This window comes from Blautia sp. DFI.9.10, from assembly GCF_024461705.1.
Taxonomy (GTDB): domain Bacteria; phylum Bacillota; class Clostridia; order Lachnospirales; family Lachnospiraceae; genus Blautia_A; species Blautia_A fusiformis.
Genome location: NZ_JANGAA010000003.1, coordinates 15,442 through 29,972, shown reverse-complemented (window position 1 = coordinate 29,972; position 14,531 = coordinate 15,442). Strand labels below are relative to the sequence as shown.

Sequence of the window (14,531 nt, the reverse complement as noted above, 5' to 3'; positions counted from 1 at the left end):
GGTACTCGAAATGCAGTGTGACGGAATGAAGATATCCGTTTAGCTAGATTGCATATTTACATTGAGAGAAATAAGGAGAGATAGTATGAGCGCAATGAACACACTTAAGAAATTCGGACTTGAACAGGCATTTAACTATGTTTATAAAGATCCGGATAAGAATTTTATCAAGATCATGGACTGGGCAGATAAATTTTCCGGTGGTGGATTTCCTACACAGAGAGCAATGATCCGCGAAGTCATTTCCAATCCGGAACATCCGTATTATCCGTTTATTCATAGATTGGTAACTGATATTGATCCGCATGTTATGAAAACTCTGGTTGCAAACTTCTTTATCAATGCAAATCTTGCAGGCTGGAAGAAACAGGATGAATGCCGTGAGAAATATGGCTGTAATATCCCGTGGGCAATCCTTCTTGATCCAACAAGTGCATGTAACCTGCACTGTACAGGATGCTGGGCAGCAGAGTATGGAAACAAGCTGAACCTCACCTACGATGAGATCGATGACATCATCCGCCAGGGTAAGGAGCTTGGCGTTTATATGTATATTTATACAGGCGGAGAGCCACTTGTAAGAAAAAAGGATCTGATCCGTCTTTGCGAGAAACATAATGACTGTATCTTCCTTTCCTTCACAAATGCAACACTGATCGATGAGGATTTTGCAAATGATATGCTTCGGGTAGGAAACTTTGTTCCTGCGATTTCACTGGAAGGATTTGAGACTGCAACAGATGGCAGAAGAGGAAATGGTGTATACCAGAAGGTTATCAAGGCCATCAATCTTCTCAGAGAGAAGAAGCTTGTATTTGGTATCTCTGCATGTTATACGAGTGCAAATTTCGAGTCTATCACATCAGAGGCATTTTACGACAGCCTGATCGATCTTGGAGCGTACTTTATCTGGTATTTCCATTATATGCCGGTTGGAAATGATGCAGCACCGGAGCTGCTTCCTACTCCTGCACAGAGAAGAGAAACCTATGAGCGTATCCGTAAATACCGTGCAACAAAGCCGTTGTTTGCAATGGATTTCCAGAATGATGCAGAGTTTGTGGGAGGATGTATTGCAGGCGGCCGTCGCTATCTGCATATCAATGCAAACGGCGATATCGATCCATGTGTGTTTATCCATTATTCTGATTCCAATATCCGCGAGAAAACACTTCTGGAAGCACTGCAGTCTCCGATGATGATGGCATATCATGACGGACAGCCGTTTAATGACAATATGTACCGTCCATGCCCGATGCTTGAAAATCCGCAGAAGCTGAGAGAAATGGTAGAAAAATCCGGAGCACATTCCACAGATCTTCAGTCACCGGAGAGTGCAGAGCATCTCTGTGCGAAATGTGACCGGTATGCTGAAAACTGGAAGCCGGTAGCAGAGGAAATGTGGAAGGAAGACCAGGAGAGAAAGGCAGCGAAGAAAGGCTGCTGATCCTGAAACTTAAAAAAGCAGAACTTATGAAAGAGCACGGTACCGGAAACAGGTGCCGGTGCTCTTTTTTTGAAAACGGAGGGATCAGATCATGAAAAAAATGATTGACAACATCAGAAAATATCTGCCAGCGGTGCTCCTTCTTGTGCTTCTCCTTTTCTGTATCCGTTATAGAGAGGATCTGTCTGTGGAAAGGATCTTAAGCTATACACCGGAGGAACCTGTTAAGGCTGCATTACTTATGCTTGGGCTTTATGCAGTGAAAAGTGTCTCTTTTATATTTCCAATTGCGATCCTGCAGCTTGCTGTAGGGCATCTGTTTTCTACAGGAACAGCACTTCTGGTGAACTTTCTGGGAAGAGCAGTCACATTGGCACTTCCATATTGGATGGGACGCTTCTCAGGTGCATCCATGGTGGAAAGTCTTACAGCTAAATATCCGAAACTGAAAACAGTAGTAGATTACCAGAACGGAAATTGCCTGTATATTTCATTTTTTATGCGGACATTGAACTTTTTACCGGGAGATGCTGTGAGTCTGTTTCTCGGAGCTGAAAAGATTCCATTTGGAACCTATATGGCAGGTGGCGTGCTTGGAACGCTGCCGGGAGTTATTCTCGCTACAATATTTGGAGCAAATATCAAAAATCCGAAGTCTCCGGCATTCTGGCTTTCCGCAGTGCTTCTTGTGATGATCAGTGTATTCTCGATCCTGATCCATAGATATATTTCCGGGAAGAAAAAATAAAAGGGCTTTCTCCTTCCTGCTTTTACTGTGAAGAAAAATGTAGTATAATGCAGACAGTAAAGAAAAGAAGGGAAGGAACATGGGGATCGATCATAACAAAAGATTAAAGGAACATTTATATTATTACAGTGCAAGAATCAGCCGGGATATCTCAAATCTGATCAAGTGGCTGGTTTTTGCTGTCATTACAGGATGTATCGTAGGTGCTGCCAGCACACTGTTTTCTTTTACGTTGAAGGCAGTGACCAGTTACCGGAAGGCGCATGAATGGATTTTTCTTTTGCTGCCATTATCCGGACTTGTCATTGTATTTTTGTATGAGAAGCTTGGAAAAGAGGATGGAGGGACCAATCAGGTTCTTTCTACCGTGCGTTCCAGAGATGATGTGCCAATCCTTTCTGCGCCTCTGATCTTTATCACAACGGCGCTGACTCATCTTGCCGGTGGTTCTGCGGGACGTGAGGGAGCAGCGATCCAGCTTGGAGGAAGTATTGCCAACCAGCTTGGAAGATGGATCCATCTGGACGAGGAGGACCGTCATGTAATTGTCATGTGCGGCATGAGCGCGGCGTTTTCCGCATTGTTTGGAACACCGATGGCAGCGGCAGTTTTTGCGCTGGAAGTGGTCAGTGTGGGCGTGATGTATTATGCAGCACTGATGCCGTGTATGATCGCGTCACTGGTCGCTTCCGGATTTGCAGCCGGAATGGGAGTCACACCTGAAAGTTTTCATGTGACGGATATTCCGGCACTGACTGTGGAAACTGGCCTGAAAATGGGAGTGATCGCTCTGGGCTGTGCAATTGTCAGCATTATGTTCTGTATTGCGCTGAATGGTGCAGCAGGACTTTATGGCAGATGGTTTAAGAATAAATATGTCAGGGTTGCAGTGGGCGCCTGCCTGGTCATTGTTGTCACCTTTATTCTGAGAACAGATGAATATATGGGCGCTGGTGCGGAGCTTATTGAAAAAGCGGTGGAAAACGGACAGGCGGATACTTTCGCCTTTTTCTGGAAAATGGTGCTTACAGCACTGACTATGCGCGCAGGATTCCGCGGGGGAGAGATCGTACCTTCTTTCTGCATTGGAGCTACCTTTGGCTGTGTGATGGGTAATCTTATGGGAATTTCTCCGTCGATCTGTGCAGCCTGCGGAATGGCAGCAGTTTTCTGCGGTGTGACCAACTGTCCGATCACTTCGATCCTGATCGCTTTTGAAATGTTTGGCTTTAAGGGAGTATCCTTCTATCTGATCGCAGTATCTATCAGCTATGCAGCATCGGGATATTATGGCCTTTACAAGGATCAGACCATTGTGTACTCCAAATATAAAGCAAAATATGTGAACCGACATACCAGATTCTGATATAGAACGAAATGTGAAGGGGTGTGTATACTGGCATAATATCTTATGGAATACCGCATGGACATGGCTGGAAAATATCTGGACATCTGCGGAAATCTGATGTAATATATTAAACGTTAGTATTTACAGAAAGGCAGATTTTAAGGTATGGAAGAGAAGATTCTTGATTTTATCATGGAGTATGCACAGGAGAATGAGGGAGTCCCGTTTCAGGTGATCGAGGAGAATTTTAATATCGTTATGGATGATAAGCTGAAAGATATCATCAGTGATGCGATCTGGGACAGAGACAATGTTTCTGATGTGATCATGGAAAGTGAGCGTTATGTGATCACCTGTTTTGAAGATTAATACAGGACTATCTGTGACCGTTACGGTAATGGAATTAAGAAATCTGATATGAGGAGAATGCATATAGGGCATTCTCCTTTTTTCGTCAATCTGTCAAAAGAATCCAAAAGAATCTAAAAGAATCTAAAAGAATTGAAGTTCCCTAAAAAGAATGATATCCTAAAGAAAAACAGATGGGGTGGTTGAAATGAACAGCAAATATGAGATCAGCACAAAAGAAAACCGGGAATTTCTGAAAGCATCCTGTGAGGAGCTTTTGAATTTCGGGCATCGGTTTCCTTCACCGAATGGAGGTTCCTATTATCTGGGGGACGACGGAACACCATGGAAGGACAGAAACCGGGAAACCTGGATCACCTGTCGTATGGCGCATGTATACAGTCTGGGTCTGATGCTTGGCCATGAGGGAAGCGAAGAGCTTGCGGATGCGGCATTGAAAGGTCTGAAGGGAGAGCTTCACGATGAAAAAAACGGTGGCTGGTATGCAGGTGTAACACAGGAAGGAGATATTGTGCCCAATAAACAGTGTTATGCCCATGCATTTGTGATCCTGGCTGCATCTTCCGCACTGACAGCCGGAAGGCCCGGGGCGAAAGAGCTCCTTGAAGAGGCATTGGCTGTTTATGACCGACATTTCTGGAATGAAGAGGAGGGGCTGGCCTGCGATACCTGGAATACGGAATTTACCGTGCTGGATGATTACCGGGGATTAAATGCCAATATGCATACGGTAGAGGCTTTTCTGGCAGCAGGAGATGTCACCGGGGATAAAAAATATCACATTCGTGCAGGCAGGATCATTGATCATGTGATCCAGTGGGCAGAAGATAACTCCTGGAGGATCCCGGAACATTTTACGAAGGAATGGGTGGCAGATCTTGACTGCAACCGTGACCGTCCGGATGATCCGTTCAAGCCATACGGCGCAACACCGGGACATGGAATCGAATGGGCAAGGCTGATCACACAGTGGACGCTTGCAAACTGTGGAGAAGAGAAAGAAAAACTGGAAAAATATCTTCAGGCAGCAGAGAAACTTTACACAACAGCAATAAAAGACGGCTGGAACGCAGATGGTGCACCGGGAATTGTATACACGACAGATTGGAATGGCAAACCGGTGGTACATGACCGTATGCACTGGACTCTTGCGGAAGCGATCAATACCTCTGCAGTTCTTTATCAGGTGACCGGTAAGGAGAAATATGCGAAAGATTATGCTGCGTTTATGAAGTACCTGGATGAAGTGGTCATGGATCACGAAAACGGCTCCTGGTTTCATCAGCTGGATGAGCAGAATCATCTGAAAGGAACCGTATGGCCCGGAAAATCCGATCTGTACCATGCACTGCAGTCTACACTGATCCCATATCATAAAGCAGATACGTCTATTGCACCGGCAGTGAAGAAAAAACTGGAGATCTGAACAAAATCGTTTTGCGATTTTTGTTCGTGAGCATGTAATGAAGCGGAGTGCGAATGTTCAATAAAAAAACTTCCTGTGTTTACAGAAAAATTTCTCAGGACAGATACTTGCAGAGATACAGGTATCCGGTCTCGAAGAAATAAGAAAACACAGGAAGGTTTTTTGTTGAATAGTTATTACTCCGTAACCTCTTTCAGATCCGAAATATCCGGAGAAGCCATGAGAGAATAATTGGTGTAATAAACAACGAAACCGGGTTTCGCACCGGCAGGTTTTTTCACATGCTTTTTCTGGATATAATCGATTTCTACCTTGGGAGCAGAGTGTCCTTTGGAGTACCAGGCTGCCAGGCGGCCTGCTTCTTCGAAGGTACGGTCCGGAAGTTCACCGTCTTTGGTGCGGACGATCACATGGGAACCAGCCATTTTCTTTGCATGGAACCACCAGTCATTTCCGGTTGCGAACTTGAAAGTCAGCTCATCATTCTGGAAATTGTTTTTTCCCACATAGATATCAAAACCGTCACTGGATATGTAGTGGAGCGGTTTGGATTTCGGCTGGGCTTTCTGGCCTTTTTTGTTTGTGTAGTGACGTTTGATATAGCCGTACTCAGTGAGCTCTTCCTTGATCTGGGAAAGGTCACTTTCAGATCTGGCAATATCCAGAGCATTGGAGATAGATTCCAGATGAGAGATCTCACTTTCCGTATCTGTGATCTGTTCTGTGACGGCTTCCTCTGTACGCTTTAGCTTTCCGTATTTATCAAAATATTTCTTGGAATTCTGTGCCGGAGTCAGTGTCGGGTCAAGAGGGATAGTGATCTCCTCATTGGTGTAATAGTTCAGTGCCGTAAAGGATCTGCAGCCTTCCTCAAGCCCGTATCCGTAGGTGTTGATCAGTTCACCGTAGACCTTGAATTTATCTTTTTTTGCAGTATCATTCAGCTGCTTTTTCTGGATGTTGTATTTTTTTCGGTTACGTTCCAGAGCGGTCTGTACTACACGGCGAAGATCGGAGGATTTCTGGTGGATACGTGTCAGCAGACTTTTGGTAGCATAATAGGTTTCCAGCATAACAGAGACACTGTCAAAGATTTCGCTGCGGTATTCACTGCCAAACTGCTGATAAGGAAAGACACCGTATTCCACAGGTTCCTCTCCGCGGTAGACAATATTCGGGGTGAACTCTCTGTTCCGGATCTGTTCCATAAGGCGGAGAAAGGTATGATAAAGATGGGTGCAGGCTGCCTCATCCAGGGACTGCGATGCATCGCTTCCGTCAATGGATGCACGGTAGCAGATCTCCTCAGCCATTACCGGGCTCATACCTGTGAGTGAAGTGTAAAGCGCCTTGGAAATATTCACAGGCTTTTTACAGATGTGCTGTGTGAACTCCTCCTCGGAAACAGTCAGCGGATTTTCTTTATCCCTGGTATTGGGAATGAAATATTCTCTTCCGGGAAGAACCTCACGGACAGAGCTCATATGAGAAGAGACATGTTTGATGCTGTCCAGGATCATTCCCTTTTCGTCACAGAAGATGATGTTGCTGTGCTTGCCCATCAGTTCCATGATCAGACGCTTTCTGCAGGGATCCCCCAGCTCATTAAGATGCTCCAGCTCAAATTCCACCACACGCTCCATTCCAGGCTGTTTCACATCAAGGATACGGGCGCTTCCGATGTGCTTTCTGAGAAGCATGCAGAAGTTCGGTGCAGTTAAAGGACTGATACGGTTCTTATCTGTAAAATAGATCAGAGGAAGGGATGCGCTTGCACTTAAGAGAAGACGTTTCTGTCCATTTGCGCCCTTTCCTGTGATCAAAAGTTCATCGTTTTCCGGTTGGGCGATCTTGTTGATACGTCCGCCTTTTAAATTATCATCGATCTCTGCCACGAGAGCAGAAACTGTAATTCCGTCAAATGCCATGATTTTACCTCCATTTCAACATCAATCATTATAACAGTAAAAAAAGAGTTTGACTAGGGTTTTGGAATGAACTATAATAAATCCGTATGCAATCAGTTACTGTATTTATCAGCAGCTGATAAACTTAAGAGGCAGTATTGGAGGATAACATGATAAAAAGTATGACCGGCTTTGGCAGGGCAGAAGCAGTTTCCAGAGAGCGTAAGGTTTCTGTTGAACTGAAATCCGTCAATCACAGATATCTGGATCTGAACATCAAAATGCCGAAAAGACTCAGCTATTTTGAGGGAGAGATCCGAAATGTGATGAAGACTTATATCCGCCGCGGCAAAGTCGATGTGTTCATCACCTATGAAGACTATACAATGGGCGGAATGGCTCTGAAATACAATGCAGAGCTGGCAAAGGAATATCTGGGCTATCTGAACCAGATGAGTGAGGAACTGGGGATCGAGAATGATATCCGTGTTTCCACACTTTCCAGATATCCGGATGTGTTTACAATGGAAGAGCAGGCTCCGGATGAGGAAGAGCTCTGGAATTTTCTGGAAGGTCCGCTTCATGAGGCCTGCCGGAAATTTGTGGAGACCCGCCAGCGTGAGGGTGCTAATCTGAAACAGGACCTTCTTGGGAAGCTGGACGGACTGGAAGCAAAGGTCGATGTAGTGGAAAAACGTTCTCCGGAAGTAGTGAAGGCTTATCGGGAGAAACTGGAAGCCAAGATGCACGAGCTACTTGAAGATAACCAGATCGATGATTCCAGGATCGCCGCAGAGGTGATACTTTTTTCAGATAAGATTTGCAATGATGAGGAGACGGTACGTCTTCGAAGCCACATCCACGGAATGAGAAAGATCCTGGATGAGAACGAGGGCGTGGGACGTAAGATGGATTTCATGGCACAGGAGATGAACCGTGAGGCGAACACTATCCTGTCTAAATCCAATGATCTTATTGTATCCAACGCGGCCATCGATCTGAAGACAGAGATCGAGAAGATCCGTGAGCAGATCCAGAATATCGAGTAACCGGACAGGAAACAGGCTGTACACAGACAGAAAGGGAGAGCGTAAATGGCGAAACTTATTAATGTAGGCTTTGGAAATGTTGTCAATTCACGCAAGATCGTGGCTGTGGTAAGTCCGGATGCCGCTCCTGTAAAGCGCATGATACAGAGTGTCAAGGGGACCCGAACTCTGATCGATGCCACACAGGGAAGAAAAACAAAAGCAGTGATTGTTACTTCCGATGATTATCTTGTCCTTTCCGCTCTGCAGCCGGAAACTATTGCCAGGAGATTTTCGGAAGCGTATGGAGAGGAAATGAGGGAGGAAGGAAATGAGTAAGGGAATTTTAGTTGTTGTTTCGGGCTTTTCCGGTTCCGGAAAAGGTACTGTCATGAAACGGCTGATGGAAAAATATGACAATTATGCATTATCTGTTTCTGTTACTACCAGAAATCCAAGACCAGGCGAGAAGGACGGAGAGGCTTATTTCTTCCGCACAAAAGAAGAATTTGAACAGCTGATCCGGGAAGACGGACTGATCGAGTATGCACAGTATGTGGAGAATTATTATGGCACACCCCGCAAATATGTAGAGGAGCAGCTTTCCGCAGGGAAAGATGTGATCCTTGAGATCGAGATCCAGGGTGCCATGAAGATCCGTGAGAAGTTTCCGGATACACTGCTGGTATTTGTATGTCCGCCGTCTATGGAGGAGCTTAAGAACCGTCTGGTAGGTCGCGGAACAGAGACTCTGGATGTGATCAACGGGCGTCTCAGAAGAGCGGTTGAAGAATCCAGAGGAATGGATAAATATGATTATCTCCTGATCAATGATGATCTGGAGGAATGTGTTGATACACTTCATGAGACCATCCGGTGTGAGCGCATGCGTACATCCAGGAATCATGATTTTGTATCCAGGATCCAGAAAGAAGCGGAAGCTTTTTTATAAATACCAATTAACAAGTTAAATACGGCCCTGCCGTTACAGAAGGGAGAAAAGATATGATACATCCATCTTATTCAGAATTAATTGAGGCTATCAACACAAACAACGAGGACGACGATGAGGCTCTCGTGCTGAACAGCCGTTATTCTCTTGTACTTGCAGCAAGCAAACGTGCCCGCCAGCTGATCGCAGGAGCAGAGCCGCTTGTACCGGGTGCAGCAGGAAAGAAACCGCTTTCCGTTGCCATTGATGAGCTTTACAAGGGCAAAGTAAAGATCCTTCCCGGACAGGAGGAAGAGGAAGAGCTGGAGGCTCTTGAAGCTGAGAAGGAGGCTCTTGAGGCAGCAGAGGGCGAGACCGCAGAAGGCACTGAGACTGCAGAAGCAGCTCAGACAGAAGCGGAGTAATTTTATGAAAATATTATTCATCTCTCTTGGCTGTGACAAGAACCTGGCGGATTCTGAGGAAATGCTGGGACTTCTTACAGCCGGAGGTCATGAGATCACAGACGATGAAACACAGGCAGATGCAATCGTGATCAATACCTGCTGTTTTATCAAGGATGCCAAGGAAGAGAGTGTGGAAACCATTCTTGAAATGGCAGAGTACAAAAAAACAGGAAGCTGCCATGCACTGATCGTTACCGGCTGTATGGCACAGCGATACCAGAAAGAGATCATTGAGGAGGTTCCGGAGGTCGATGCTGTTCTTGGAACTACATCCTACGGCGACATCGTAAAGGCTCTGGAGGAAGCAGTAGCCGGAAATCATTTCGAAGAATTCCGTGATATTGATTATCTGCCGGATACAGGAAGCAAACGTGTCCTTACAACAGGTGGACATTTCGGCTACCTGAAGATCGCGGAAGGCTGCGACAAGCACTGTACCTACTGCATCATCCCGAAGCTCAGAGGTAAATTTCGAAGCGTCCCAATGGAGCGCCTCATTGCCCAGGCAGAGGATATGGCTGAACAGGGAGTGAAAGAGCTGATCCTGGTAGCACAGGAGACCACCGTTTACGGAAAGGATCTTTACGGCAAAAAATCTCTTCACATTCTTTTAAAGAAGCTCTGTGAGATCAGAGGTATCCGTTGGATTCGCATCCTTTATTGTTATCCGGAGGAGATTTACGATGAACTGATCGAAACCATTCGTGATGAGAAGAAGATCTGTCATTATCTGGATATTCCGATCCAGCACGCATCGGACCGAATTCTTAAAAGAATGGGCCGCCGTACTTCCAAACAGGAACTGATCGATATTGTCGGAAAGCTCCGTAAGGAGATTCCGGATATCGTACTGCGTACAACTCTGATCACCGGATTTCCGGGTGAGACGGAGGAAGACCATGAAGAACTGAAGGAGTTCGTAGATGAGATGGAATTTGACCGTCTCGGTGTCTTCACTTACTCTCCGGAGGAGAATACCCCGGCAGCAGAGATGGCAGACCAGGTTCCGGAAGAAGTGAAGGAAGAACGCAGAGACGAGCTGATGGAGCTTCAGCAGGAGATTTCTTATGACAGAGGTCAGGACCGTATCGGACAGGAACTTCTTGTTATGATCGAAGGAAAAGTTGCAGATGAAAGTGCCTATATCGGACGTACCTACGGGGATGCACCGAAGGTTGACGGATACATTTTCGTTCAGACAGGCGAACTGCTTATGACAGGTGATTTTGCAAAGGTACGTGTGACAGGTGCGCTTGAGTATGATTTGATAGGAGTGCTGAGCGATGAATACACCGAATAAACTTACAGTTGCAAGAATGATACTTGTACCATTTCTTGTAGTTTTCTTACTGACAGGCTGGGGAGGAGAAGCAAACCGCTGGATCTGTCTTGCGATTTTTGTCGCAGCAAGTGTGACAGACTGGTTTGACGGTCATCTTGCCAGAAAATATAACCTGATAACCAATTTTGGAAAATTTATGGATCCGCTGGCAGACAAGCTTCTGGTATGCTCTGCCATGATCTGCATGATCGAGGTTGACAAGCTTCCGGCATGGGTTGTGATCATTATCATCGGACGGGAATTTATCATCAGCGGTTTCCGTCTGATCGCAGCGGAGAACGGAATTGTCATTGCCGCAAACTACTGGGGAAAATTCAAAACCGTTTCCCAGATGATCATGATCATACTTCTGATGCTGGATTTCGGAGGTGTTTTTGCAGTGCTGACACAGATATTTATCTGGCTGTCCGTTGCACTGACCATTATCTCCCTGCTGACTTATATCATGCAGAACAGAAAGGTCCTTTCCATGCAGGAGTAGGGATCAGAGTATACGAAAGGAGTTTCTTTTCATGATCACAGAACTGATATCCGTAGGAACCGAGATCCTTCTAGGAAATATCGTAAATACCAACAGCGCCTATCTTTCTGAAAAATGCGCCCTGCTTGGGTTAAGTGTTTACTATCAGGATGTAGTAGGTGATAATGAAGGCCGTATGCGTGACGTGATCCGTACTGCACTGGATCGTTCCGATGTTGTGATCCTCACCGGAGGTCTTGGACCAACAGAGGATGATATCACCAAGGAAGTAACTGCGGATCTGATGGGAATGTCTCTTAAGGAAGATTCCCACTCAAGGAAACTGATCGATAAATATCTGAAGGAATATGAGAAAAACAATCCTCAGAGACGTATCACGAAGAACAACTATAAACAGGCCATGGTTCCTGAGGGAGCCATTGTTCTTGACAATCATAACGGAACTGCTCCGGGACTGATCCTTGAGAAAAAAGGAAAAACCGCGATCCTTCTTCCTGGACCTCCCAATGAGCTGAAGCCCATGTTCGAGGAGTACGTGGTCCCATATCTGCAGAAAAACCAGCCGGAGATCATTGTGTCCCAGATGGTAAAGATTAGCGGGATCGGTGAGAGTCAGGTAGCAGAGGAAATCCAGGATCTGATCGAAAGCCAGACCAATCCTACCATTGCACCTTATGCAAAAACCGGTGAAGTGCATCTTCGTGTGACAGCAAGCGCAGAGAATGAAAAGGCCTGCAGAAAGCTGATCAAACCGGTTGTCAAGGAGCTAAAGAAGCGTTTTGGAGAGAATGTTTTCGCTACAGATGAGAGCAAGACACTGGAGGAAGCAGTGATCGATCTTCTGAAAGAGAAAGATCTGAAGCTTTCCCTGGCGGAATCGCTTACCGGCGGTATGATCGCCCAGCGCATTGTCAATGTATCCGGTGCGTCTGAGGTGTTTGGCTATGGCTTTGTGACTTACAGTAACAAGGCCAAGCATAAATGTCTGGGAGTGAAGAAGCGTACTCTGAAGGAGCAGGGGGCAGTTTCCGCCAAATGTGCCAGAGAAATGGCAAAGGGCGCCTGCAAAGCATCCGGAGCAGACATCAGTATTTCCGTGACGGGTCTGGCAGGACCGGGAGGCGGAACAAAGGAAACTCCAGTTGGTACTGTATTTATGGGCTGCTGCTATAAGGGCAAGGCTATTGCCAAAGAGTTCCACTTTACAGGAAATCGCATGCGGATCCGCGAGCAGACTACAGCGCATGCACTGGCGATGTTACGTGACTGTATCATTATGAGCAGATAGCGAATGTCTTGATCTGCCTGCTATTACGGATCAACCATGATATTTTTTATATAACAGGACTGATTTTTAAACAGATGAAACTTTCGATTTCAAGTATCTGTATCAAAAATCAGTCCTGTTTTATTTTTGTTTCCTGACAATAAGCCCCGGTATGGGCGATGAAAGAATATAAACGATCATATTTACAAGGATACTATCATAAGTGCTAGTGTTTTTATAAGGGATTTCCTCTAAAATGTGATTAAAGCAATATATGACGTAAATATACGTTTTACCGGAAAGGGGGAAATCAGAATGAAAAAGAGAAAAAATCTATTGTGTTTTGTGCTGCTGATCAGCCTTATTTTTACGATGGCATTTGGAAGTGTGACGGTCAGCGCCGCACCAAAACTGAACAGAACAAAAGTAACTCTTTTAAAAGGTGAGAAGACAACACTTAAGGTTACCGGAACCAGGCAGAAGGTTGCCTGGAGATCTTCCAAAAAGAGTGTTGCGACCGTAAACAGCAAAGGTCAGGTGGTTGCCAAAAATAAAGGTTCCGCAACGATCTATGCAAAGGTAAGCAAAAAAACGTATAAATGTGTTGTAAAGGTAGAAACACCGAAGCTCAGCAGGACATCGCTGACATTAACAGAAAAGAAATCCAGTGCCATTAAATTGACAGGAACAACTGTGAAGGTGAAATATTCTTCTTCCAATCCGAAGATCGCACGTGTGGATTCCAAAGGAAAGATCACCGCAGTGAAAAAAGGAACAGCAGTGATCACAGCGAAGGCAAATACGAAGAAATTCAACTGTAAGGTTACAGTAAAAGCAGCGCAGAAACCGAAGCCGACACCTACACCGGTGCCGAAACCATCTTTAAGTGACACCACCTTAAATATGAATAAAGGTGATGTGAGACAGCTTCAGGTAAAGAATTATAAAGAGATTCTTGTATGGACCAGTGATGATACATCTGTTGCAACTGTAGACAGTAAAGGCAAGGTAACGGCAGTGAATGTGGGAACAACAAAGATCCAGGTCCGGGATAAGAGTACCTGGCGAGGCAGCTGTACTGTCCACGTGACACAGACAGTAAAGAAACAGGTGGAGCCGGTTCTTACAAAAGGAACTAAATCTGCAAAAAAAGAGATCACCAATGATAAAGGACAGAAGGAAGTCATTAATGTAACGATAAATACCTATACTTACACCTTTACCACGATCCCGACCAATGCAGAGGAACTGAAACAGTATGATATCACAACGGCAGACGGACGCTATAAGACCATGGCTCTGCTGATCCTTGCATATCGTACCTGGACACCGACCAATCCGACGGACTGCGAGGAGATGATTTCTTATCTCAATAATAAAGAGATGACTCAGTATTACAAAAACTTTTTGAGGGATCGTATGAAAGCGGATAACGGATATAAATATCTTGGCAATTCTTACCTGAACGGAGCAACTCCAGCCAACAATTATACTCCGTCTAAACCGATTTCCATTACGTTAAGACAGGACACACTTCCGGGTAAGGGAAATTCCATCAGTGAAGATATCCCGTATTTTGAACCGACTCAGACCACTCCTGCGATCTACAGATCATTTACTGATTTTGCAGGCAGCGACAGTTCCAGATGGATCTGTACATATAAGCACTCCAAAACCGGAAAATGGTATATCTGGGACCAGTCCTGGCATGATCTTCTTACCAGGATCAAACAGCCGGCAGGAAACTATGAATATTGATCGAATGTGAAT

At 45.3% G+C, this 14,531-nt stretch carries 13 protein-coding genes and 1 pseudogene; 13 read left to right on the top strand and 1 reads right to left on the bottom strand.

Annotated features, from left to right (window positions below; genetic code table 11):
- Window positions 1-85 precede the first annotated feature (85 nt).
- The 5 genes from NE671_RS02380 to NE671_RS02360 all read left to right on the top strand — a co-directional run bounded on the left by NE671_RS02380 (window position 86) and on the right by NE671_RS02360 (window position 5,338).
- Window positions 86-1,447 (top strand): radical SAM protein, encoded by a 1,362-nt coding sequence (locus tag NE671_RS02380; RefSeq protein ID WP_110104118.1) that lies wholly within the window; start codon window positions 86-88, stop codon window positions 1,445-1,447.
- Window positions 1,448-1,538: 91 nt separating this feature from the next.
- Window positions 1,539-2,195: a TVP38/TMEM64 family protein gene (locus tag NE671_RS02375; RefSeq protein WP_250789683.1), complete on the top strand. Its 657-nt coding sequence runs from the start codon at window positions 1,539-1,541 to the stop codon at window positions 2,193-2,195.
- 79 nt (window positions 2,196-2,274) lie between these two features.
- Window positions 2,275-3,561, top strand: coding sequence for a chloride channel protein (locus NE671_RS02370; protein ID WP_250789684.1), 1,287 nt, complete (start codon window positions 2,275-2,277; stop codon window positions 3,559-3,561).
- Between the two features lie 147 nt (window positions 3,562-3,708).
- On the top strand, window positions 3,709-3,912 hold the full coding sequence (locus NE671_RS02365; RefSeq protein WP_015525195.1) for a hypothetical protein: 204 nt from the start codon (window positions 3,709-3,711) through the stop codon (window positions 3,910-3,912).
- A 187-nt stretch (window positions 3,913-4,099) separates the two neighbouring features.
- Window positions 4,100-5,338 carry an AGE family epimerase/isomerase gene (locus tag NE671_RS02360; protein ID WP_173740295.1) on the top strand — a complete coding sequence of 413 codons (1,239 nt, stop codon included), beginning with the start codon at window positions 4,100-4,102 and terminating at the stop codon, window positions 5,336-5,338.
- Window positions 5,339-5,514: 176 nt separating this feature from the next.
- On the opposite strand, the gene NE671_RS02355 is transcribed toward NE671_RS02360, so the two are convergent.
- On the bottom strand, window positions 5,515-7,266 hold the full coding sequence (locus NE671_RS02355; protein WP_173740294.1) for an Rqc2 family fibronectin-binding protein: 1,752 nt from the start codon (window positions 7,264-7,266) through the stop codon (window positions 5,515-5,517).
- Between the two features lie 149 nt (window positions 7,267-7,415).
- On the opposite strand from NE671_RS02355, the gene NE671_RS02350 reads away from it, so the two are divergent.
- The 8 genes and pseudogenes from NE671_RS02350 to NE671_RS02315 all read left to right on the top strand — a co-directional run bounded on the left by NE671_RS02350 (window position 7,416) and on the right by NE671_RS02315 (window position 14,519).
- Window positions 7,416-8,294 carry a YicC/YloC family endoribonuclease gene (locus tag NE671_RS02350; protein WP_015525190.1) on the top strand — a complete coding sequence of 293 codons (879 nt, stop codon included), beginning with the start codon at window positions 7,416-7,418 and terminating at the stop codon, window positions 8,292-8,294.
- A 45-nt stretch (window positions 8,295-8,339) separates the two neighbouring features.
- Window positions 8,340-8,612, top strand: coding sequence for a DUF370 domain-containing protein (locus NE671_RS02345; protein ID WP_015525189.1), 273 nt, complete (start codon window positions 8,340-8,342; stop codon window positions 8,610-8,612).
- Complete coding sequence (gene gmk, locus NE671_RS02340) at window positions 8,605-9,225, top strand: guanylate kinase (RefSeq protein WP_015525188.1); 621 nt, start codon at window positions 8,605-8,607, stop codon at window positions 9,223-9,225. The genes NE671_RS02345 and gmk overlap by 8 nt, the downstream gene beginning before the upstream one ends.
- Window positions 9,226-9,278: 53 nt before the next feature.
- Window positions 9,279-9,533 (top strand): annotated as a pseudogene (gene rpoZ / locus NE671_RS02335) (DNA-directed RNA polymerase subunit omega); the annotation flags it as partial.
- Window positions 9,534-9,633: 100 nt separating this feature from the next.
- Complete coding sequence (rimO, locus tag NE671_RS02330; RefSeq protein WP_021978070.1) at window positions 9,634-10,971, top strand: 30S ribosomal protein S12 methylthiotransferase RimO; 1,338 nt, start codon at window positions 9,634-9,636, stop codon at window positions 10,969-10,971.
- Window positions 10,955-11,494 (top strand): CDP-diacylglycerol--glycerol-3-phosphate 3-phosphatidyltransferase, encoded by a 540-nt coding sequence (gene pgsA, locus NE671_RS02325; RefSeq protein ID WP_015525184.1) that lies wholly within the window; start codon window positions 10,955-10,957, stop codon window positions 11,492-11,494. Before rimO ends, pgsA begins: the two co-directional genes overlap by 17 nt.
- A gap of 31 nt (window positions 11,495-11,525) precedes the next feature.
- On the top strand, window positions 11,526-12,782 hold the full coding sequence (locus NE671_RS02320) for a competence/damage-inducible protein A (protein WP_110104111.1): 1,257 nt from the start codon (window positions 11,526-11,528) through the stop codon (window positions 12,780-12,782).
- A 294-nt stretch (window positions 12,783-13,076) separates the two neighbouring features.
- On the top strand, window positions 13,077-14,519 hold the full coding sequence (locus NE671_RS02315) for a DUF6935 domain-containing protein (protein WP_110104110.1): 1,443 nt from the start codon (window positions 13,077-13,079) through the stop codon (window positions 14,517-14,519).
- The last annotated feature ends 12 nt before the right edge of the window (window positions 14,520-14,531 follow it).